The 21,667-nt window shown below is 68.7% G+C and carries 20 protein-coding genes; 8 read left to right on the plus strand and 12 right to left on the minus strand.

Going from position 1 to position 21,667, the window contains the following annotated elements; genetic code table 11:
• The 3 genes from MVA01S_RS06880 to MVA01S_RS06890 form a co-directional block, all read right to left on the minus strand.
• Positions 1 to 657 (minus strand): enoyl-CoA hydratase/isomerase family protein (locus tag MVA01S_RS06880; RefSeq protein ID WP_060941562.1); only part of this gene is annotated, 657 nt, incomplete at its 3' end.
• Complete coding sequence (locus MVA01S_RS06885) at positions 654 to 1,922, minus strand: FAS1-like dehydratase domain-containing protein (protein ID WP_003928896.1); 1,269 nt, start codon at positions 1,920 to 1,922, stop codon at positions 654 to 656. The genes MVA01S_RS06880 and MVA01S_RS06885, both read right to left, overlap by 4 nt.
• Positions 1,923 to 1,937: 15 nt before the next feature.
• Positions 1,938 to 3,164 (minus strand): cytochrome P450 family protein, encoded by a 1,227-nt coding sequence (locus MVA01S_RS06890; RefSeq protein ID WP_003928897.1) that lies wholly within the window; start codon positions 3,162 to 3,164, stop codon positions 1,938 to 1,940.
• Positions 3,165 to 3,279: 115 nt separating this feature from the next.
• Here MVA01S_RS06890 and MVA01S_RS06895 point away from each other — a divergent pair, with 115 nt between their 5' ends.
• The 6 genes from MVA01S_RS06895 (at position 3,280) to MVA01S_RS06920 (ending at position 10,455) form a co-directional block, all read left to right on the plus strand.
• Positions 3,280 to 4,140, plus strand: coding sequence for an enoyl-CoA hydratase/isomerase family protein (locus tag MVA01S_RS06895; RefSeq protein WP_003928898.1), 861 nt, complete (start codon positions 3,280 to 3,282; stop codon positions 4,138 to 4,140).
• Positions 4,137 to 5,576, plus strand: coding sequence for a FadR/GntR family transcriptional regulator (locus MVA01S_RS06900; protein WP_003928899.1), 1,440 nt, complete (start codon positions 4,137 to 4,139; stop codon positions 5,574 to 5,576). The genes MVA01S_RS06895 and MVA01S_RS06900 overlap by 4 nt, the downstream gene beginning before the upstream one ends.
• A gap of 79 nt (positions 5,577 to 5,655) precedes the next feature.
• Positions 5,656 to 7,224, plus strand: a complete 1,569-nt coding sequence (locus MVA01S_RS06905; protein ID WP_003928900.1) for an AMP-binding protein — start codon at positions 5,656 to 5,658, stop codon at positions 7,222 to 7,224.
• Positions 7,224 to 8,054: an acyl-CoA thioesterase gene (locus MVA01S_RS06910; RefSeq protein WP_003928901.1), complete on the plus strand. Its 831-nt coding sequence runs from the start codon at positions 7,224 to 7,226 to the stop codon at positions 8,052 to 8,054. The genes MVA01S_RS06905 and MVA01S_RS06910 overlap by 1 nt, the downstream gene beginning before the upstream one ends.
• A gap of 25 nt (positions 8,055 to 8,079) precedes the next feature.
• On the plus strand, positions 8,080 to 9,201 hold the full coding sequence (locus MVA01S_RS06915) for a DUF7064 domain-containing protein (protein WP_003928902.1): 1,122 nt from the start codon (positions 8,080 to 8,082) through the stop codon (positions 9,199 to 9,201).
• 45 nt (positions 9,202 to 9,246) lie between these two features.
• On the plus strand, positions 9,247 to 10,455 hold the full coding sequence (locus tag MVA01S_RS06920) for a CaiB/BaiF CoA transferase family protein (protein WP_003928903.1): 1,209 nt from the start codon (positions 9,247 to 9,249) through the stop codon (positions 10,453 to 10,455).
• An 8-nt stretch (positions 10,456 to 10,463) separates the two neighbouring features.
• Here MVA01S_RS06920 and MVA01S_RS06925 read toward each other — a convergent pair whose 3' ends face one another.
• The gene (locus MVA01S_RS06925; RefSeq protein ID WP_237024357.1) at positions 10,464 to 11,231 is read right to left on the minus strand and encodes a FadR/GntR family transcriptional regulator; all 768 of its coding nucleotides are present in this window, start codon (positions 11,229 to 11,231) and stop codon (positions 10,464 to 10,466) included.
• 112 nt (positions 11,232 to 11,343) lie between these two features.
• Here MVA01S_RS06925 and MVA01S_RS06930 point away from each other — a divergent pair, with 112 nt between their 5' ends.
• Positions 11,344 to 12,816: an aldehyde dehydrogenase family protein gene (locus MVA01S_RS06930; protein ID WP_003928905.1), complete on the plus strand. Its 1,473-nt coding sequence runs from the start codon at positions 11,344 to 11,346 to the stop codon at positions 12,814 to 12,816.
• Entirely contained in the window at positions 12,801 to 13,262 is a 462-nt protein-coding gene (locus MVA01S_RS06935) for a DUF2599 domain-containing protein (protein WP_003928906.1), read from the plus strand. The genes MVA01S_RS06930 and MVA01S_RS06935 overlap by 16 nt, the downstream gene beginning before the upstream one ends.
• Here MVA01S_RS06935 and MVA01S_RS06940 read toward each other — a convergent pair.
• From MVA01S_RS06940 to MVA01S_RS06975, 8 genes are read right to left on the minus strand one after another with little or no spacing between them, the layout of a single operon-like run.
• On the minus strand, positions 13,252 to 13,989 hold the full coding sequence (locus MVA01S_RS06940) for an RsiV family protein (protein WP_003928907.1): 738 nt from the start codon (positions 13,987 to 13,989) through the stop codon (positions 13,252 to 13,254). The two genes, MVA01S_RS06935 and MVA01S_RS06940, sit on opposite strands and share 11 nt — an antisense overlap.
• Before the next feature lie 13 nt (positions 13,990 to 14,002).
• Positions 14,003 to 14,608 (minus strand): Rv1363c family protein, encoded by a 606-nt coding sequence (locus MVA01S_RS06945; RefSeq protein ID WP_255251683.1) that lies wholly within the window; start codon positions 14,606 to 14,608, stop codon positions 14,003 to 14,005.
• Between the two features lie 5 nt (positions 14,609 to 14,613).
• A complete protein-coding gene (locus MVA01S_RS06950) occupies positions 14,614 to 15,864 on the minus strand; it encodes an MlaD family protein (RefSeq protein ID WP_003928909.1) in 1,251 nt (416 codons plus the stop codon).
• On the minus strand, positions 15,861 to 17,099 hold the full coding sequence (locus MVA01S_RS06955) for an MlaD family protein (RefSeq protein ID WP_003928910.1): 1,239 nt from the start codon (positions 17,097 to 17,099) through the stop codon (positions 15,861 to 15,863). Before MVA01S_RS06955 ends, MVA01S_RS06950 begins: the two co-directional genes overlap by 4 nt.
• Positions 17,096 to 18,202, minus strand: a complete 1,107-nt coding sequence (locus tag MVA01S_RS06960) for an MCE family protein (protein WP_003928911.1) — start codon at positions 18,200 to 18,202, stop codon at positions 17,096 to 17,098. Before MVA01S_RS06960 ends, MVA01S_RS06955 begins: the two co-directional genes overlap by 4 nt.
• Complete coding sequence (locus MVA01S_RS06965; protein ID WP_051015213.1) at positions 18,199 to 19,245, minus strand: MCE family protein; 1,047 nt, start codon at positions 19,243 to 19,245, stop codon at positions 18,199 to 18,201. The genes MVA01S_RS06960 and MVA01S_RS06965 overlap by 4 nt, the downstream gene beginning before the upstream one ends.
• Positions 19,242 to 20,291, minus strand: coding sequence for an MlaD family protein (locus tag MVA01S_RS06970; RefSeq protein ID WP_003928913.1), 1,050 nt, complete (start codon positions 20,289 to 20,291; stop codon positions 19,242 to 19,244). The genes MVA01S_RS06965 and MVA01S_RS06970 overlap by 4 nt, the downstream gene beginning before the upstream one ends.
• A complete protein-coding gene (locus tag MVA01S_RS06975) occupies positions 20,288 to 21,667 on the minus strand; it encodes an MlaD family protein (RefSeq protein ID WP_040540127.1) in 1,380 nt (459 codons plus the stop codon). Before MVA01S_RS06975 ends, MVA01S_RS06970 begins: the two co-directional genes overlap by 4 nt.

Genomic DNA, 21,667 nt, shown 5'->3' on the forward strand with positions numbered 1-21,667 from the left:
GGCGATCTCGGCGGCCCAGCGCTGCGCCGCCGCGGGCAGGTCGGCGTCGTCTACCACCCGGTTGAACAGACCGAGCCGCTCCCCCGCGGCCGCGTCGATCGGCGCGTCGCCGACCAGCAGCTCCAGTGCTCGCGACGGCCCGACCAGGTGGGTCAGCAGCCAGGCGCCGCCGAAATCGCCCGAGAACGCCAGCTTCGCCCAGCCGGGGATGAGCCGCGCCGACCGGGCGGCGATGCGCAGATCGGTGGCCAGGGCGATGCTCATGCCCGCCCCGACGGCCGCGCCGGGCAGCGCCGCGATCGTCACCTTCGGCATCGAGTGCAGGAGCGTCACCATGCGTGCGTTGTCGGCGAGAAGGGCGCTGCGGGCGCGGATCTGCTCCTCCGGGTCTCCGGCGGGCACATCCTTGGCCGAACCTCCGTCCCGCACGTCGCCGCCTGCACAGAACGCGTTCCCGGCGCCGGTGACGAGCACGCACCCGACATCGGCGGATTCGGCGAACTGTTCGAGCAGCCGGGGCACGGCTTCGTACATCTCGGGATGCAGCGCGTTGCGGCGCTGCGGCCGGTGGAAGGTGAGCACGGCGACCCGGTCGACGATCTCGGCCCGTACGGTGTCCGTGCCGGTGTCGACGGATCGCGCGTGGGCGTGGGTCACCGTCTACCGCGCGACAGTTCGTTGTGCCGGGCCATCATCGCCGCGGCCTTGCGGCGCAACTCCTCATCGGGTTGCGGCAGCACGACCACCCCGAACTCGCGGCTCGGCAGCGCGACGGTCGCGGTGGCCGGCGCCGTCACCTCGCCGCGCTGGCTGGTGGCCTGGAACTCCAGATCGACTACGCCGTTGCCGTTCTCGACCCGCTTGCCGGCCACCTCGCCGGCGATGAACTGGGTGTCCCCGATGTAGTTGAACTTGCGCATCTCGTCGTGCTGGCGGACCAGCCACCCGTCGTCACCCATCCAGTCGGTGACGTAGTGCGTCAGCCAGCACTCGCGCATCACGCCGTAGTCGTAGGCCATCGGGTTGCCGATCGACTGGGACCACTCGTTCTCCCAGTGCAGGCGCTGCGCCACGTCCGGGATACCCGCGGCGTTCTTGATGTAGAACTTCGGCACCCGCTGGCGATTCTTGTAACCGACACGCGCACCGCCGATTCCGTACGGGCCGAACCCGTAGCCCCCTGCATGGAAGCTGATCATGTCGGTCAGCGTCAACGGGCCCTTGACCATCTTCGGCAGCGCGTCGCCGACGTGGACGTCTTCCCACCACCGGGGCTCTGCCCCACGGGGACCCTCGGCGGCGTAGATCTCGTCGATCTCGGCGATCTGCTCGTCGGTGTAGCTCGCGGGTTTGAGATCCATGTACTTGCCGCGTTCGCGCGACTTCTTGCGCTCGGTGGCGATCAGGATGGTCCGTTCGATCGCCACGACCTCCGCGCGCTGGTTGACCCGGACCGCACGCCGGATCCGGATGACGGAGCGACCGGCATACTCGCTGGTCTTGACCTCGGTGGACTCCATGCCGCCGAATCCGTACAACTCGTCGCCGGGCCGCACCGGCTGGAACCACTCGGTGTCCTGGCCGGACACGAAGAGGTGCACCCCCGAGAACAACCCCTTGGTGGCCTTGCGGACGTCCTCGGGGATCGGGTCGCCCAGCATCTTCTTCGACAGCGAGCTGTGGATCATCGGTGGCGCGATCGGTCCGCCCCACCGGGTGCCGGCCGCGTACTCCGGATCGACGTAGAGCGGGTTGTCGTCGCCGTAGCCGATCGCGAACTGACGGATCGTGTCGACGCCGGCCCGGCGGTGGTGCTCGTCGATGCTGATCGGGGCGTCGATGCCGAGAAGCAACTTGGCCCGCTCGATGTCCTCGTCTTTGATCGCGTGATCGAAGTCCTGGGCCTGTTCGGTCTGTGTCATGGTCGGCTCTTCCGGTCAGTACATCCGTGTCGGTAGTTTCGTCAGCCCCCGCAGGGACACCGTGGGCTTGTAACGCAATGACTCCCGGGGCACGGCCAGTTCCCATTCCGGGAAGCGCTCGAGCAGTGCAGCCAACGCGATGCGCCCTTCCAGCCGCGCCAGCTGGTGGCCCAGGCAGTAATGGATCCCGAATGCGAACGCCAAGTGCCGGTTGGGTTTCCGGGTGAGGTCCAGCTGTCCGGGACGGTCGAACACGGCTTCGTCGCGGTTGGCCGAGGTGATCGATCCGAGTACCTGCGACCCACGCGGGATCGGTACACCGCGGATCTCCATGTCCGCCATGGCGAATCGCGCAGCCCCGTCGGCGACCGGCGAGGTGAACCGGAGCAGCTCCTCGACCGCGGTGGTCTCCAGCAGTTCGGGGTGGGCCCGCAGCAGCTCGAGCTGATCGGGGTGCTCGATGAGCGCCAGCACACTGCTGCCGATCAGGTTGGCGGTGGTGTCGTGGCCGGCCAGCAGCAACAGGAACACCATGGAGACCAGCTCCCGGTGGCTCAGCCTGTCGCCGCCCTCGTTGGCACGGACCAGCTCGGAGATCAGGCCCTCGTCGGGCTTCAGTCGGCGGTCCTCGATGAGGGCTTCGAACAGTTTGGCCAGCCTGCGCGCCGTGGGGTATTGCCGCAGCGGGCTGCCCTGCTGGTTTCCCATCTTCTCGACCAGCGTGTGGAACATGTCGCGGTCCTCGTCGGCGACGCCGAGCATCGTGGCGATCACCGCCAGCGGCAGCTTCACGGCGAACTCGTGCACGAGGTCCACCTCCCGCTTGGCGGCAACCTGATCGGCGAGCTGGTCGGCGATCTTCGCGATGTCCGGCGCCATCGTGGTCACCAACTTCGGGGTGAACGCCTTGTGCACGAGCGTGCGGAGCCGCTTGTGGTCCGGGTCGTCCTTGAAGACCATGGTCTGGGCGAGCATCCGCAGGCTCGGCGGCAGCAACCAGATGAATTTGCCCGCCGCCGAGTTCTTCAGCACGTCGGTCGAGAACCGCTCGTCGCTGTGCACAGTCATCACGTCGTCGTAGCGGGTCAGCAGGTACCCACCCTTACCCTGCAGCAGCCCGGTGGCCGTCGCCCAGGACACGGGCTGGGCGGCACGCAGGGCGGCGAATCGGGCGTGGGGGTTGTCGAGCATCTCCCGCGTGTCGAGATCTGTTCTCTCCAGCGTCTCAATCACTTTGGACATGGCCGCTCCTCCAGCTCCTCACGTCCGGCACCACACCGCGGGCGTCGAGCACACAGCCCATGTCGAGTTCTTTTTAACTCCGTGCGGCATCCGCTTTATTAGTACACTGATTTCTATGATTCTGGCTAGCCCTTCGGGAAACACCTCAGGAAATCTCGACGTCAGCCCTGAAGCCGACGCCAACAGCGCAGTCCGACTGCAGGACATCACGTTCGGGGTCGACGAGCACCACGTCGCCACGATCACCCTGAACCGTCCCGATGCCCTCAACGCCATCTCGGGCCGGATGGCCGCCGAGCTCGCATGGGCGTGGCAGACCGTTCGAGACACCGACGACATCCACGCCGTGGTGCTGCGTGCCGCCGGCGACAAGGCGTTCTGCACCGGAGTGGACGTCAAGGGAGATGCGGGCTGGTTCTTTCGCACCAACGTCTGGAACACTTTCGACCCCGGCACCGTGATCTCCCCCAAGTTGCATCACCGATGCTGGAAACCGGTGGTCACCGCGGTCCACGGGTTCGCCGCGGGCGGCGCCCAGTATCTGCTCAACGAGTCCGACATCATCATCTGCGCCGACGACGCCGCGTTCTTCGATCCGCACGCCAACGCCGCGATCGTCTCCGCGCTCGAACCCATCGGCATGCTGCACCGCGGGGTGCCACTGGGCGAGGTGCTGCGGTGGGCCCTGATGGGCACCGAGGAGCGCATCTCCGCGGAGACGGCGCTGCGGATCGGGCTGGTGTCCGAAGTCGTGGACCGGGCGCAGCTGTGGGACCGGGCGCAGGCCATCGCCGCCTCGATCGCGATGCGCAGTCCCACCGCGATCCAGGGCAGTGTTCGCGCGATATGGGAGTCTTTAGACATGACCAGGTCGACCGCGCTGCAGAACGGGATGGCCTACACCCATATCGGAAACCCGCCGCGGCACGAGCGCCGGGCCGCGCCGAGGCGCAACGGCCCACCGGTGATGCGGTGACCTCCGAGCTGATCGCCTCTCGCGTCGATTCACGTCGCGCCAAACTGGCCGGCCGGGCCGCCGAACAGATCGTCGCCGACGTCGTCGAGCTGGGGTGGCCGGTGGGCCGGGTGCTCGGATCGGAGACCGAACTGCTCGACCGGTACGGGGTCAGCCGCGCGGTGCTGCGGGAGGCGATCAGACTGGTCGAGCACCAGCACGTCGCGCGGATGCGCCGCGGCACCAACGGCGGGCTGGTGATCGTCGAACCCGACGTCGAGGGCGTCATCGGCCCCGCCGTGATCTATCTGCTGCGGGTCGGGGCCACCCTGGACGAGGTCTTCGACACCCGGATCGCGCTGGAGGAACTCGTCGCCGAGATCGCCTCGCAACGCGCGGCAGAGGCCGACATCGCCGTGGTCCGGGAGACCCTGGAACGCGAGTCCGCGGGCGGCATCTCCCATTTCCGGTTGCTGCACAGCCAGCTCGCCTCACTGACCGCCAATCCCGTTCTCGAGTTGTTCGTCGAGGTGTTCACCCGGGTCAGCAACTTTTTCTTCGATGAAAGCGCCGCCGTACCAGGCAAGTTCGCCGACGAGGTGTGCCGGGCCCACGAGGCGATCGCCGGCGCGATACTGAGCAACAATCCCGGCCTGGCCCGCGAGCGCATGCGGCGCCATCTCAGCGCTGAGGCCGCGTTCATCAGAAGGCGGCCCACCACCGTGCAACGCCTGGACCCCGCGGTGGCGCTGGCAGGCACGCTCGGCGACAAACGAGGCGAGGCGCTGGCGCGCGAGATCTTCGCCGGAATCGTGAACTCGGGTGCGACACCGGGCTCGTTCGTCGGGTCCGAAGCCACGCTGATGGAGAAGTACCACGCCAGCCGTGCCGTCGTCCGGGAGGCCATCCGCATTCTGGAGTACCACCAGATCGCGGGCACCCGGCGCGGCCCGGGGGGCGGGCTGTTCGTCGACGATCCCGACATCTCCGCGTTGACCGACATCATCGCGATCTACCTGCGCCGCCGCGGCGTGACGGTCCGCCACATCACGGCGCTGCGGACGGGGCTGGAGCTCGCGGTTGTCGCGCAGGCCGCGGACAGGTTGCGGACCGGCAACAGCGACGCGGACGTCCTCGAGCGGGCGCTGGCCGCCGAGGCCGAGCAGGGCCTGGCGCCCGCGTTCGGCCACGGTGAGGACTTCCACTCCGCGCTGGGCCGTCTCACCGGGAACCGGGCGCTGCAGCTCGTCCACAGCGTGACGATGCGGCTGGGCTGGCAGTTCTTCTCGCAGCTGGCCGCCGACAATCCCGGGGTGGCCGCGCTGTCGAAGGCGCTGCCCTCGGCGGTCGGGCCGGCCCACCGGCAGATCACCGAGGCCCTCGTCGCCGGGGACACCGAGCTGGCCGTCATGCGGATGCGCGCGCATATGGCCGAAACCGTCACCCGCCCTGACTGACGGGATCCGTGCGGTCCCAGGTCTTCCCACCTCCGACAGTTAAGGATACTGTTCTATCTAATTCTGAGCGGGAGGGTCGATGCAGCATCCGTGGGATCAGCGTCTCGGCGTGTGGTGGATCGCCGAGGACCACCCCGACACAGCGGCGATCGTCGAATCGCCCAGCGGCCGGACGCTGACCTTCGCCGAGCTGGTCGGAGCGGCCCACCGGGTGGCCAACGCGCTACGCGCGCGCGGACTCGGCCCGGGTGAAGTCGTCGCCTACGCTCTGCCCAACGATGTCGACGCCGTGATCTGGCAGCTGGCCACCACCGAGATCGGAATGCGCTACCTGACGCTGAACACCGCACTGTCGGCCGACGAGTTCGCCTCGATCCTGGAGCATTCCGGTGCCGCCGCGCTGGTCACCCACGTCGACTACCTGGACCGCTTCCCCACCGTGCCCGCCGGTGCACGGCTGAGGGTCGTGGTGGGTGACACATCGGCAGTCCCCGACGGATTCCAGGGCGAGTCGGACCTGCTGGCCGGTCACTCCACCGCACCACCGGCCGGTCGCACCCAGGGGGACGCCATCCGCTACTCCTCGGGAACGACCGGAAAACCCAAGGGAATCGTTCGCCCCCTCGACGGTCAGGATCCTTCGGAGGCCGCCAACGCGCACGCAATCTTCGGGCGCGCCTTCGATTTCCGGCCCCTCGAAGGAGTGCACCTCGTCTCGACGGGCATGCACCACGCCGGCTGCCAGAGCTTCTACCTCGGCGCGCTCAACGTCGGACAGGCGCTGGCAATCCTGGACCGGTTCGATCCCGAGAAGACCCTCGGGGCGATCGACCGGCACTCGGTGACCACGGCCTACATGGTGCCCACCCAGTTCGTTCGGATGCTCAAGCTGCCCAGTCACATTCGCGACACATACGATGTGTCGAGTCTGCGGTCGGTGATCCACTCCGCGGCGCCGTGCCCGCTGCAGGTCAAAAAGGACATGATGGCCTGGTGGGGGCCGGTGATCTGGGAGACCTACGGCGGCACCGAAGGCCCCGCTACCATCGCCAAGCCGCACCGGTGGCTGGAGAAGCCCGGCACCGTCGGCCGGCCGATCCGCGGCGTCCGGGTCAACATCCTCGATGACGACGGAAACCCGTTGCCACCCAACGCTGTCGGGCACGTCTACATCGAGCGCCTGGACGGTCAGTCCTTCGAGTACCGCAACGACGCCGAACTCACCGCGTCGGTACACCGCGGATCGGCGTTCACCATCGGCGACATGGGCTACCTCGACGACGACGGGTATCTGTTCATCTGCGACCGCGCCAAGGACATGATCATCAGCGGCGGGGTCAACATCTATCCCGCCGAGGTCGAGGGTGTGTTGTCCAGCCATCCTGCGGTGGCCGACGTCGCGGTCATCGGCATCCCCGATCCCGAGTGGGGCGAGCAGGTCAAGGCGGTGGTCGAGCCGGTCGACGGCATCACTCCCTCGTCAGCGCTGGCCGACGAGATCGTCGCCTACTGCCGGTCCCGCCTCGCCGGTTTCAAATGCCCACGGTCGGTGGACTTCACCGACAGACTGCCACGCACCGAGACCGGCAAGCTGGTCAAGCGCGATCTCCGGGACTCCTACTGGGCCACGGCCGGTCGACAGGTCTGATGGTGCCGTCCCGCCCCGGCGCGCGCCCACCGACCGTCGCGGAGGTGCTGCGCCTCAAAGAGCTGCCCCACGGGCGATTCATGGCCGATCCCGTCAGCCCCGTGCGGCGCACGCTCTACGGCGGCCAGGTGGCCGCCCAAGCCCTGCGCGCGGCAAGCCTGACCGTTCCCGACGGGCGGGTGGCACACTCCCTGCACGCGTATTTCCTGGCGGCGGGCGACGCGAGCGCACCCGTGGTCTTCACCGTCGAACGGGACCGCGACGGCGGCCGGTACTCGGGCCGACGGATCACCGCACTCCAGGGCGATGCGGTGATCCTGTCGATGTCCTGTTCCTTCTCGCGCCCCGCCGCAGAGGCCACCGAGTACCAGGCTGCCGCGATGCCCGAGGCCGAGCCGCCGGGGCGGCTGGCGACCTACCAGCTCAACGCGTCGCGGACCTTCGATCTGGAGGCATGCGTGCCCGACGATCCGCAACCCTGCTACCGCTGGCCGGCCCGGCTGTGGTTGCGCATCCGCGAGCCGCTCGACGACGACCCGAATGTGCGGGCCTGTGGCGTGGTCTTCCTGTCCGATCTCTGCACCGGCCTGACCCGGGTGCCGCAGAGTGCGGAGAAGGCGCTCCTCACCAGCCTCGATCACGCGGTGTGGCTGCACCACAACCGAACCCCCAACGAATGGCTGCTCGTCGACCTTCATCCGTTGGTCACCGCCGGCGGCCGGGGCGTCTACACCGGGCAGATTTACGACCAGCGCGGCACGCTGGCGGCCACCCTCACCCAGGAGTCGCTGTTCGATCACGCACGACTTCCGAAACCAACACCTAAATGAGTATCCTTTACGTTACGATCGGCCCATGGTGAGCCCGGCCACGCCGACGGCGGCGGACGCTGACGCGGGACTCGTCACCGCCGACACCCCGTTCACGCCGGCCGACGACGACTTCCACCGCTCCCCCGACGACAACCCGTACTGGGCCGAGACCACCTGGTGGTCGTTCAATGTGCCCGAACGCAAGCTCGGCGGCTGGTTGCACGCGCAGTTCAACACCACCCGGGGCACCGTGACCTGGCGGGTGTACGTCTGGGACGACAGCGGCGCCGGGGCCGACGAGGTCCGCTACTTCCGCATGGAGCCCGAGGTTCCGATGCAGGAACCGACGCCCGACCTACGCCGGATCGCGATCCCCGGCGGCGGATTCTCCGTCACGATGCTGCGCCCGCTCCGCGACTACCGCATCGAGTACACCGATGCGAGAGCAGGATTCGCCGTGCGCCTGATGTTCGCAGGTGTGCACGACCCGCGTCGCTACACCCCGGGTGAGCCACCGTTCATGGAGCACACCCATCTCGATCAGCTCGGCCACGTCACCGGTGAACTCACCCTGGACGGCGACACCGTCCCCATCGACTGCTTTTCGATCCGGGACCGGTCCTGGGCGCCGCGGGGTGCGCCGTCGCCGGCCCGAGGCACACCGGCGGGCAGCGTGTCGGCCCGGGGCGTCGACGAACAGTCGCGGGTGCGTCACCCGGGTGGCCCGCGGTGGCGCGAGATCGAACGCGAGCGGGGACGTGGGCGCATCCAGTACATCTTCGGCCACGCCGGCGCAGACCTCGGTTTCCTGGCGTTCGCCCGGGTCGCCGACGGCGACGCGCAGGGCTGGTCGCCCCTCAACCACGGATGGCTGCTGCGCGACGGTCGTTTCGAGCGGCTGGACAAGTCCACCAGCCGGATGCGCAACTTCCGGGACCCCGTGACCGGCTGGAGCGCCCACATGGACGTCCGACTCACCGACCTGTCCGGCCGCACGATGGACGCTGAAGGTTTCACCGTGAGCCATATCTGCGAACGCGGCGGCGGCAGTACCGCATTGATGCGTTGGGAGTTCGACGGCCGGATCGGTTGGGGTGAGGACCAGGACATCTGGCACCCGAAACACTTCGCCCGCATGCTCGAAGCCATGCACGCGGTGCGGTGACCCGGTGACGTCCGAGGTGGATGCCGAGATCATGAGGAGCAGCAGGTGACCGGACCCTTTGACGGTGTGCGCGTGGTGGAGGTCGCCGCATGGACGTTCGTCCCCGGCGCGGGCGCCATCATGGCCGACCTCGGCGCCGACGTGATCAAGGTGGAGCCGCCCACCGGTGATCCGCAGCGGGCCCTGCGCAACGCGCTCAACGCCGACGACACGTCGCCGAACCCGTTCCTGCACGTGCCCAACCGAGGCAAGCGCAGCATCACGCTGGACCTGACCTCTCCGTCCGGGCTCGCCACCCTGGTGCAGCTCACCAGCAACGCCGACGTCTTCCTCACCAGTTACCTGCCGAAGGTCCGGGCGAAGCTCGGCATCGACGTCGACGACCTGCGCGCCGGCCATCCCCGGCTGATCTATGTGCGTGGCTCTGGTTGGGGCACAGCGGGTTCGATGGCCGACACGGGTGGTTTCGATTCGGCCGCGGCCTGGTCGGCCGCCGGCGTGCAGCACAAACTGACCGCGCCGGGCGCCGACGCTCCTGTCGCGCAGCCCGCCGCGTTCTTCGACCTGCAGGGCTCCAGCGCCATCGCCGGCGCGGTCGCGATGGCCCTGTACCGGCGCGAACGGACCGGCGAGGGCGCAGTGGTCGATGTGTCGCTGCTCAACACCGGGATGTGGACCATGGGACCGGATCTGGCCGCCACCGCGGCGGGCAGCGGCGAACTCCCGCGGATGGACCGCCGCGACGCGCCCAATCCGATCGTCAACCTGTACCGCACCGCCGACGACCGCTGGCTGAACCTCGTCTGCCTGCAGGCGGATCGCTTCTGGATCGAACTGTGCGAACTGATCGACCGTTCCGACCTCGCCGACGACGAACGGTTCGCCGACGGCATGTCCCGATACGTCAACCGCAGCGCCTGTATCGCCGAACTCGACAAGACCTTCGGCGCGCGCACCATGGCCGAGTGGCAGGCCGCGCTGGCGGGGTTCTCCGGAGTCTGGTCTGCCGCAGCGACCTTCGAGGAGGTCTGCGCCAGTCCCCAGGTCGCGGCGAACGGGTATCTGCCCACCGTCACCGGCGCCGACGGGCGCGAGTTCCGGCTGGTGGCACCGCCGTACCAGTTCGACGGGCGACCCGTCGCGCCCACCGCCGGGGCTCCCGAACTGGGCCAGCACACCGAGGAGGTCCTACTGGAATCGGGTTGGGACTGGGACCAGATCAGCGAACTGCGCGACAGCGGCGCCCTGGGCTGAACACCATGTCAGACAAAGAGATCGACCACCGTCTCCTTGGCAATGCCACCCCACAGCATACTGCGGCCGGCACGGTCCATGTGAGCTGCCCACAGCTCCCGCGCCTCGACCGCGGACCCGGCCTCCACCAGCGCGGTGAACTTGGTGAAGGTGCGCACCGTACGTTTGAACTGCTTCTCGATCTCGGCCTGGTCGGTCACCGACCGCATCACCCGGGTCATGTGCCTGGTCACCACGTCGCGCAACACCGCAGCGATCAGCATCACGGTCTTGTTTCCGGCCCGCTCCATGATCAGGTCGTGGAACCGGAACGTCGCAGCCGACCACTCGGCGAAATCCGCTCCCGCGGTGCCCTCGTCGACCAGGGCCGCCAGCGCGCCGGCCGCCGCCTTGAGATCGGCGATGTCACCCGGGGTCGCGCGCTGCGCGAGCATCTCCGCCGCAGCCGGCTCGAACACTTTCCGCGCCTCGTACACGTCGGCGAGGGTGGTGCCCGACATCTGCAGCAGCAGACCGAAATGACGTGCGGCGACCGAGGTTTCGGGCGAGCACACCAACACCCCGCCGCGCGACCCGCGGCGGACCACGATCAGCGATTCGCTCTCCAGAATGCGGAACGCCTCCCGCAGCGTGGGCCGGGAGACGCCGAACTGCTTGACCAGTTCCACCTCGGTGGGCAGCGCGTCCCCTTCGTTGAGCACACCGCGCACGATCTGTCTGCGCAACTCGTCGGCGATGAGTTCGGCCGTCTTCGGGGCCCTGACCAATTTGCTCACGTTCTTCGGACGGTTCACCGCGTCCACCACGCCACCCGCCCTCGCCGTGTCGATACCCGACCTCGTCAATTACCTCACTGATATTACTGATTCCGACCCCCAGGAGCATTCGATGACCTCGACCCCACTGGCCACCCGCGGACTGTTCATCGACGGCGCCTGGACCGACGGCGAGGGTGACGAGACACTGCAGGTACTCAATCCCGCCACCGAGCAGACGATCGCCGAGGTGCCGCAGGCCACCCCGGCCGACGTCGATGCCGCCGTGGCCGCGGCGCGGCGTGCGTTCGACGAGGGCCCCTGGCCGTCGATGCGACCCGCCGAGCGCGCCCGCATCCTCGCGGCGATGGCCGATGAACTCGACCGCCGCCGCGCCGACCTGGTCGAGCTGAACATCACCGAAGCCGGGTCGACGCGGATGCTCGCCGAGATCCTGCAGGTCGGCACGCCCATCGACCATTTCCGGGACATGGCCGACCGGGTGCTGCCCCGGTTCGCGTTCGAGCAGCCGGTGCCGCCGGTCTACGGCAACGGCATCGGTCAGGGCGTCGTCGTGCGCGAACCCTACGGGGTGGCCGCGCTGATCACCGCGTTCAACTTCCCGTTCCTGCTCAACCTCGCCAAACTCGGGCCCGCCCTGGCGGCGGGGTGCACCGCGGTGCTCAAGTCCTCGCCGTACACGCCGCTGGAAGCACTGGTGCTCGGCGAGGTCGCCGAGGCGGCGGGACTCCCGCCGGGCACGCTGAACATCGTCACCGGTGATGTCGCGGCGGGCGAGACACTGACCCGGCACCCCGGGGTGGACATCGTCAGCTTCACCGGCTCCGACGCCGTCGGCCGCAAGGTGTACGGCCAGGGCGCGGAGAGCATCAAGAAGGTGGTTCTCGAGCTGGGCGGCAAGTCGGCGAACATCATCCTCGAGGACACTGACCTGGACAAGGTTCTGGAGAGCGTGCTGGGCGGGTTCATCACCCACGCCGGGCAGGGCTGCGCACTGCAGACGCGAATTCTGGTGCACCGGTCGCTGCACGACGACCTGGTGGCCCGGATCGTCGGCGTACTCGGGTTCATCCCGGTCGGTGACCCGGCCGACCCGGCCACGATGGTGGGCCCGCTGATCCGCGACGTCCAGCGCGCCCGGGTGGAGGCGATGATCGCGGTGGGCGTGGACGAAGGCGCTGAGATCGCCTACGGAGGTGGCCGGCCCGCGCACCTCGAACGGGGTTACTTCGTGGAGCCGACGCTGTTCGTCGGCGTCGACAACGGGATGCGCATCGCCCAGGAGGAGTTCTTCGGGCCGGTCGCGGTGGTGATCCCGTTCAGCGACGACGACGAGGCGGTGCGGATCGCCAACGACAGCCGGTACGGCCTGTCCGGCGGAGTGTGGTCGGCCGACCCGCTGCGGGCCGCCGCGGTCGCGCGCCGACTACGCACCGGCATGGTCGTGATCAACGGTGGCGGCGGCGGGCTGAATCCGGCGGCACCGTTCGGCGGGTACAAACAGAGCGGCATCGGCCGCGAGTTCGGAGAGTACGGCCTCGCAGAGTATCTGCAGCACAAGACACTTCAATGGCCGACCAGCTGAGGGCGCGGGGTCGGGTTGCGGCCGCGGCGGTCGCTGCGGCCGCGACGCTTTGGGTTCCGAGTGCCCAGGCGGATCCACCGCCACCGCGGCCGCCGGGAAGCCCTCAGTACATCGACCACACCGTCTGGGAGTATCACCCCGGACCGGACGGCGAACGCGCCACCCTCCGGATCTATCCGACCTCCTGGGGGTGGGGCTCGGCCGGAATGTTCAGCAACGGCGCACAGCTCTACGACGCGTGGGCCGAACTACTGCAGCATGCCCCTGACGCCAACACCCTGACCATGCAGCATCAGTTCTTCTGCCACTGGCAGCAGAACGCGTTCACCAACCCGGGCAAGGTGGGCACGTGGAACCTGGAGCCGTGGCGGCCGGTGGTCTCGAACACCATGCTGTTCAACGCCGGATGCAATCCGGGTGGCCCGGACGACGTGCTCAACTGGTGATGGGCAGGAACTCCGGCGCGATCAGGTCGGTGACCGCGGCCCACGGCACCGTGAGAGTGCGTACTCCGCGCCCGATCTGGCCGTCCGGGAAGTACAGCTCGATGCCGTCCGCGGTCGGCACCCAGAACTTGAAGTTCCGTTTCAACGGTGCCATCGCGGTTCCGTATTCGGCCCAGCCGCCCAGCGGTGGTGTCGGGTACACCACGGGCAGAATCTTCTTCGTCAGCTCCGACAGCCGCACCAGGCCTGCCTGCCCGTCGACGAACAGATTGTCCCAGACGATCTGAATCCCGCTGCGGGAGTCGAACACCCGGGTCGCGACCGCGTCCACCGGCATGTTCGGCAACTCAGTGGCGTGATACTGACCGGTGAACAGCGCAGAGATGGTCATCGGCCGAAACAGCAACCGGCCCTGGGAGCGGAACGTCCACGGCGAGCTCTTGCTGGCGCTCGCGGCGTACAGCCACACCTGTCCGTCGGCCTCGTCGTCGAGGATCCGGTTGATCGCATCGGTCACCGCCGGGTCACCGCCGACAACCTTGTCGTAGTTGACCGTCCAGTCGCCGGGACCCTGCGGACTGACACCGGTGCGCACGTCGGGCACCACGGTGTAGACGACGCCATTGGAGGTCGTGTCGGCGCTCGCGGGATGCGCGGCGCCGACCACCGCGGCCGTCGCGACCGCCACCGCACCGATCAGCCGGCCGACGCGGCCCGTGCTCGTCATCTCCGCGGACCGCTCAGGCCAGCTCGACGTCGCCGGCCAGCCACCGGCCGTCGACCTTGTCCATCGTCATGATGATCCGGTTACGGTCCAGTCGGGGTTCGGGATTCAGCGCGTTCGTGACGGCCTGGTCCACGAACAGCATGACCTCGACCCTGGCCGGTGTCGCCGACTTGATCCCTGCCGCGATCACCGTCCCGGTGGCCTTCGCCTTGTTGTCGATCAGCACCTGTTTCAGCCCCGCGCTGGACTGGCTGTACATGTCCTTGAACTCGCCGGTGGCGCCGTCGAGGACAGCTGCGAAGTTCGAATCGAGTTTCGCGGCGTCGACCCCGGTCAGGATCACCGCGTACTGCTGCGCGGCAGCCGACGCCTGCTCCTGCGCGTCGGCGAGGATGCGCTGGTTGTGCACCTCCCAGCCCAGCATCCCGGCGGCGGCCAGCGCGCCCGCCAGCAGCACCGCACCCCCGCCGACGCCCACGGCGCGCCACGACGGGCGTCGCAGACCTGCCCGGGGGGCGTCATCCGGTTCGCCGTCAAGCGAACCGGCCGTCTCAAGCTCGGTCTCCAGCGTCAGAACCTGGTCTCGGTTCGTCATCGGTGTGGTCCTCTCGACGGTCATCGGGGTCAGGGTCCGCGCGGTGGCGGCGGCAACGGAAGGTCCGGGCCCGCATAGGGTGTCGGAATCGTGAGCGGGCCGGTCGGGGTCGGATCGGCCCGCTGCAGCGGGTTCGCACCCGGCGGCGGACCGGCCGTGTCGGCGCCGGGCGGCACCGGCACGCTGCGCGCGCCCCGCACCAGGTACTTCGGATCGGGGTTGGGGCAATAGGTGTACAGGTACGGCTCGGGGAAGTCGCCGACCGTCGGCGGTGACTTCGGGAGGTTGAAGTCGCACGAATGCCGTGGATACAGGTTCACCGCGCCCCACACGCCGCCGTCGCGGAACGTGCTGGCCACCGCCTCCAGCGCCGACCCTGCGCGGTACTGGGGGAAGAACAGCTCCTGCAGTGCGGGCACCCTGATGTAGGACTGCTGGGCGACGGTGGTCAGGTTGCCGAGCAGCTGGACCATCGTGGGTGAGTTGTCGGCGATGAGAGCGTCGATGCCGGAGAACGCGGTCGGCGCGGTATCCACCAGCGTCCGGTAGCCGCCGTCCATCCGCTCCACCCCGCCGAGGATCGAGTCCAGATCCGTCGCCGTCGCCTCGAGCCCGGGGCTGACGTCGTGCACGGTCGAGAGCACCACCTTGCTGTTGCGGATCAGGCGCGCCGTCTGCGGCAGCACCGAGTCGAGCGTGGACACCAGGAACGCGCCGCCGTCCAGGATGGCGGCGAGCTTCTGTCCGCCCTGCGGTCCCACCCGGAGCTCGTCGAGCACGGCGGACAGTTGCTCGGTGTCGATCTGCTGGAGGGTCCCGTCCAGGTCGGCCAGCAAAGTCGGCAACGTCACCGGGGTTTGTGTTCTGTCCCTGTCGATCTCGTCACCGTCGGCGAGATAGGGTCCGTCGTTGCGGTCGGCGCGGAAGTCGAGATACTGCTCGCCGGCCGGCGACAGGGCCGAGACCCGCGCGTGGGTGTCGGCGGGGATCTGCACGTCGGGGCGGATCGCCGCGACCGCGACGACGCCGTCGGAGGTCATGTCGACCGAGCGGACGCGGCCGACCGGTACGCCGCGCAGCGTCACGTCCTGGCCCGGCAACAGGCCGCCCGTCACCGGGAGATGCACGCGCACCAGGGTGTCGGACCTGGTCGGATCAAGTTGCAGCGTCCCGAACAACACGTAGACGACGCCGACCACGAACATCATCGCCAGCGCACAGGCCGACAGCCCCAGCCGCCTGGCGCGCACGAACTCGGCCGTGTCGCGCAGGACGCTCACGGGACACCGCCCGGGGCAGGCGGATTCGTGGTGGGCGGCAGCAGCGGCGGCGGTGGCGGCGCGGGGGTGAGCGAACCCGGGGCAGGCCCGACGAGGTCGGGCGGGGGCACCGTGCCGGGTGGCGCGGTCGGGGCGCCCCAGAACTTGTTTCGCAGCATCATCAGCTCGTAGCTGATACTGCCGACCATGTTGCGGAAGTCCTCCCTGGTCGGCGCGTGACTGCCCGCGTCGGCGGGATGGTAGGGATCGGCGAACCCGCCGATGGCCAGGTCGGCCAGGTCGATGTCGACGTGCGCGGCCGTGCCGTTGGTGACCTTCAGCACCGACCCGAACATCGAGTTGAACTGCTCCAGTGAGGCATTGGGTTCCAGCGACGCGGCGTTGAGTTCGGCCGACAACCGGTTCAGGTCGGCGATCATGCTGCGCGACGGCTCACCCCGCACGGACGGCAATTTCGCCAGCTGCAACGTGATCCGGTTGACCTGCGCGACCAGGTCGACGATGCGGCCGGTGTTGTCGGCGACGGTGCCCAGCGCCGGGCCGGCCGCGGCGATCGCCTCGTCGATGGACTGCTGGCGGGCGGACATGGTGGCGGCCAGATCGCCGGTCCGGGTCAGCGCGCGTTTGACCACCGCCGAGCGCTCGGACAGGTTCTGGATCAACCGGGTGGACTCGTCGAGGAACTCACCCAGGTCCTCCCCCTTGCCGCCGACGGCCCGGCCCATGCCGTTGACCACCTTCGTCAGATTGCGTATCGCCCCGCCGTTGACGAGCAGCGCCGCGGTGCTCAGCACCTCCTCCACCGACGCCGCCGACGCCGTGGCGTCCAGTGGGATGACGTCGCCGGGGTTCAGCGCCTTCCAGTCGCCGCCCACCGCCGGAGGACTCAGGGACACGAAGATGTCGCCGAGCGGCGTGGCCGAACGCAACTCCGCCCTGGTCCCGACCGGGATCTGGACGTCGGAGGCGATCCGCATGTGCACCACGGCCGTGTAGTCCTGGGCCACCATGGAAGCCACCTCGCCCACGTCCGCGCCGGACAGCCGCACCTTGGCCTTGAACGGCAGGTTCTGCGCATTCGCGAACGTCGCACTGATCGGGTACGTGCTGGCGCCCGCCGACGGCGCGGGCAGCGGAAGCCGGTCCAGGCCCACCGCACACGACGTCAGCGCTCCCGCCACGCCCAGCGCACCGGCGGCGGCCAGAGCCCGCCGAACCCGTCCCACCACGTTCACGGCCCCAGACCCGCCAATCCCTCGAGCATGCTGGTGATCCCGAAGTCGGGACCGAAGTCCTGGATGGTTCCGGTGGAGCAGCCCAGCTGTTTCATGCCCAGCAGGTTGCACATCTCCTTGGTGGCCTGCGTGTTCAGTTCGATCTTGTCCAGCACGGGATGCGCTCTGATGGCCTGCTTCTCGGGATCGATCATGTTGTAGACGTTGTTGGTCAGCGTGGGCACCAGGTCGAACGCCTCCCCGAGTTCCCTGCGGTAGTCGGCCAGTGCCCGGGTGACGAGCTCGGTGTTGGCCGCGGTCGACTTCAGCGACTCCCTGTTGGTCTCCAGCAGATCAGCCGTCCCGGAGAGGATCTGGTTGACCTGCGCGCCGGCGGACCCGCTGCCCAGCTGTTCGGCGGCCAGCACCGCGCTGAGTTGCCTGATCGCCGAACCGAATTGCCTGATCGTCGCGTCGTTCTCCGCCGCGGCCTTGGTCAGGCTGTCGAGGTTGGTGACGATGGTGGTGATCGCGTCCCCCGTCGGTGCGCCGCGGTCCCGGCTCAGCGTCAACGCCGTCGACAACTCGCCGAGGGATTCCCGGATGCGGGGGCCGTTGCCGCTGGTCATCGCGGCGCTGACGCTCACCAGGTCGGCGACCGGCCCGCCGCCGCGGCCGTTGCCCTGCAGTTGCACGGCCAGTTCGTCGATCATCGCCAGCACCCGGTCGAACTCGACGGGGGTGCGGGTGCGGGCCAGGCTGAGGGTGTCGCGGTCGGCCAGCGTCGGCCCGCCCCGGTAGGGCGGGGTGAACTCGATGTGACGGTCGGTCAGGATCGAGGTCGAGACGGTCACCGCCTGTGCATCGGCCGGGATCTTGACACCGGGATCGATGTGCATCGTGACGTCGACGTACTGACCGGTGGGGACGATCCTGGTCACCTCGCCGACCCGCATCCCGAGGACGGACACCGCGTTGCCCTCGTAGAGTCCGCTGGCGCTGTCGAATTGGGCGCTGATGACCATCCCGCCCTGCTCCGATGCCAACGGTCCGCCCGAGCATCCGCCCGCGCCGAGAGCCATCGCGACGATGACCGCCGCCTTGCCGAGTGTGCGCCCCGTCATCGGCAGTCCTCGAAGTAGTTCGGCAGGTTGAACTGTTCGGCACGACCGCTCAACGCGCACATGACCGAGTCGATCAGCGTGCCGCCCGAGGAGGAGAAGTCGAACTCGTTGCCGTTGCCGGTGGCGTTGGTGAAGTTGCGCAGCGGCACGGGCATCATCTGCAGCGTGTTGCGGAACAACGCGTCGTTCTTGCCGACCGAGGCCAGGATGCCGTCGAGGTTCGTCAACAGCGCGTCCATCTGGGCGCGGTCACCGACCAGCACCGGCTGCAACTGGTTCACCAGTGTGGTCGTGGCGTCGACGAGCCGGACGATCATCTGCTTCCGGGCCGCCAGATCGGTCAGCACGTCGCGGCCCTGGGTCATCAGGGTGGCGAGGCTGCGCTGCTGACCACCGAGCAACTCGGCGATCTGCTGCGTACTGCGCAGCAGGTCCCCGATCTCGTCGCGACGACCGGCCAGGACCGAGGACAGATGCGCCACGTTGTCCAGCGCCTGCGGCAGAATCTCCGGAGAGCCCTGCAGCTGCTCGGACAGCGAGGTCATCGACTGGGCGATCTTCTCGGCGTCCACCGCTTCGAACGTCGTCGTGGCATCCTGCAGCGAGTCCTGCAAGGTGTAGGGCACCTCGGTGTTGGCCAGCGGGATGCGCTTGTCGGTCAGCTCGCCGGATCCGGCGGGCTTGAGCTCGACGTACCGCGCGCCGAGCAGCGTGGTGAGCTTGATCCCGGCGCGGCTCGCCGCACCGAGGTGGACGTTCCTGTCGACCTCCAGCGTGACCACCACTTTGTCCCCGGCCAGCCGAAGCCCCTTCACCGAGCCGACGTGGACGCCGGCCACGGTCACCTGATCGCCGGCGCTCAGTCCGGCCGCCTGCGCGAAATCCGCGTCGTAGGTGGTCTTGCCGAGGCCGAGGCGCTGCACGCCGAGCAGCCCGCCCAGCGTCACCACGATGACCAGCACCGAGATGATCCCCAACCGCAGGGTGCCGTGGTGTTCGATCGGCGTGCGGAACACCGTCGTGAGCCTCGCCGGGGCGCTCATCGGCATTTCGCGCTCTGCTGGATCTTGCCGCCGGGAGTCGCGTTCCGGACGATCGCGTCGATCAGACTGTCGATCCGCGGGAACTGACTGACCGTCAGATGACAGGCGTAGATGTCCAGATACGTACCGCCCTGGCTGATTCGGGCGAGTCCCTTGAGCATCAGCGGGGTGTTGAATCCCATGTAGGCGAAGGCCTGCTTGTTGTCCATGAAGTGCTTGGCGAATCCGGGTTCCCGGGCCAGCCACTCGCGCAGGTCGGGCTGCACGTCGGTGATCACCTTCGCCAGCCGCTCACCGACGATGCCCACCTGATCCATCGAGGTGACGAATTCCTCTCGGCGTGCGGCGAATCCGCCGAACACCGCCTCTGCGGAATCGATGGTGGACTTCAGGTCGCCGTCGCGTTCGGCCAGCGAACCCACCACGGAGTTGAGGTTGACCAGCACGCTCTCCAGGATCTGGTCGGTCCCGGAGTACGACTGGGCCAGCCGGGTGGTTTCGGAGATCAACATCGTCAGCGCGCCGGTGTCGCCCTGGGTGGAGCGCACGATCGCCGTCGTGAGATTGTCGACCTGGTCGGGGTTGAGCAATGCGAACAGCGGCTCGAAGCCGTTGAGCAGGTTCGAGATGTCGAACGACGGTTCGGTGCGCTCGACGGGGATCACCGCGCCGGCGGGGAGTACAACCGGTTCGCTCGGGTCGGTGGAGTGGTCGCCGAGCGACAGGCCGACATAGCGCTGGCCGATGATGTTCTGGTAGACGATGGACGCCTTGGTGTTTCCGTAGAGCACCTGTTCGGACTGCACGCGGAACCCGACCCTGGCCATGTCGCCGTCGAGGGCCACCTCGTCGACGCGGCCGACCTTGACTCCTGCCATCCGGACTTCGTCGCCGACCTTCAGGCCGGACACATCGGTGAACATCGCGCTGTAGGACTCGGTGGCACCACCGACGTTGCGCTGCAGCGTGACGAAGACCGTCCAGATCAGCGCCAGGCAGACCGACAGGAACACGCATACCCAGATCAGCGGGCGCCGGTAACTCACGGGTTCTCCCTTCCCGGTGCGACGGGCTGCGCCTCGGCCGGCAGCAGCGGCAGCGCCGGCGCGGCCGCGCCGGGGACCGGTGCGGGCTCCGGCACGACATGCACGGTGTTGCCCCGGGCCACCGGCCCGAGCAGGATTTCGGACGCGGCATTGGGCTCGGGGCCGAGGAGTTCGGCGATCGCTGCCCGCTCCTGTGCGCTGCCCACCGGTCCGACGTTGCCGCCGGGCCGCGTCGGGGTCAGTGGGTAGTTGCGCGGATCGGTCATCGGCGCCAGCGCGGGCACGTCCTGGGTGACGGGCGCGGTCGTGCAGCTGGGACCCTCGAGCTCGCCGTAGCGCGGGCAGTCCTGCCGGGTGTACATCCGGTTCGGGGTGAACACCAACATGAATTTCCCTGTGCCGTGGTTCCTGTCGGGATTCCACACCTCGTCGAAGAAGCGGGTGGACAGGGTGTTGATCCGGGTGACGATGGCCGGGAACTCGGCTCCGCCGTCGGCGATCACGCCGAGCACCGGGGACAGCTGGGTGGTGATCCCGATCAGCCGGTCGGTGTGGTTCTCGAACGCCGTGCCCATCGCGCCGAACGCGGTGTGCCCGGCGGACAGGAAGTTCGCCAGCTCGCGGCGCTTCTCGGCGACGGTGCGCATCGGCACCACAGCCTGGTGGACGGCGTCGAGGAGCTCCGGCGACGAGGACTGCAGGCCCTGCAACGCATCCGAGAGCACCGCCAGCGTCGGCTCGGTGCCGTCGTCCACCATGAGGTCGTTGAGCTGGTCGACGATGCGCTTGGCGCCGCCGCCCGCATGGGTCAGCTCGTCACCTCGGCCGCTGGTGGCCTCGGCGACCGCCGCGAGCACACCGACGCTGTCGTCGGATCCGGGCCGGCCGGCCGCTCCGAGCACGTTGCGCAGCTTGGTCAGCGCGGTCTGGAACTGGACGGTGGCCAGGCTCTGGTCCTGCACGATCTCCGAACCGGTGCGCAGTGCGGGCGCCGGCCCGTTGTCGACGAGCTGGATCGACGACACCGCGAACACGTTTCCGGGCACTACGCGGGCGGTCACCGTCGCCGGGATGTGCTGTGCAAAGCGGGGATCGAGAGTCAATGCGACGGTGTTCGTGCCGCCGTCGAGCGCCGGTTCCACACCGTCGACCCTGCCGACGAGCGCTCCGCGGAACTTGACGTCGGAACCCTGCGGCAGACCGTCGCCGACGTCGTCGAGCAGGGCGAGCACCTGCACGTGGCCGGAGAACATCCCCTCGGACTTCGCGACGGCCCCGGCGGCCAGCAGCGCCGTGCCGACCAGCAGCGCGACTCCGCGCAGCAGCAGCTGCCGGTGCGAGACCTCCTTGGCCGCCGACTCGAACCTCTGCACCAT

It is taken from the genome of Mycolicibacterium vaccae NBRC 14118 = CIP 105934, assembly GCF_001552715.1.
GTDB classification, from domain to species: domain Bacteria; phylum Actinomycetota; class Actinomycetes; order Mycobacteriales; family Mycobacteriaceae; genus Mycobacterium; species Mycobacterium vaccae.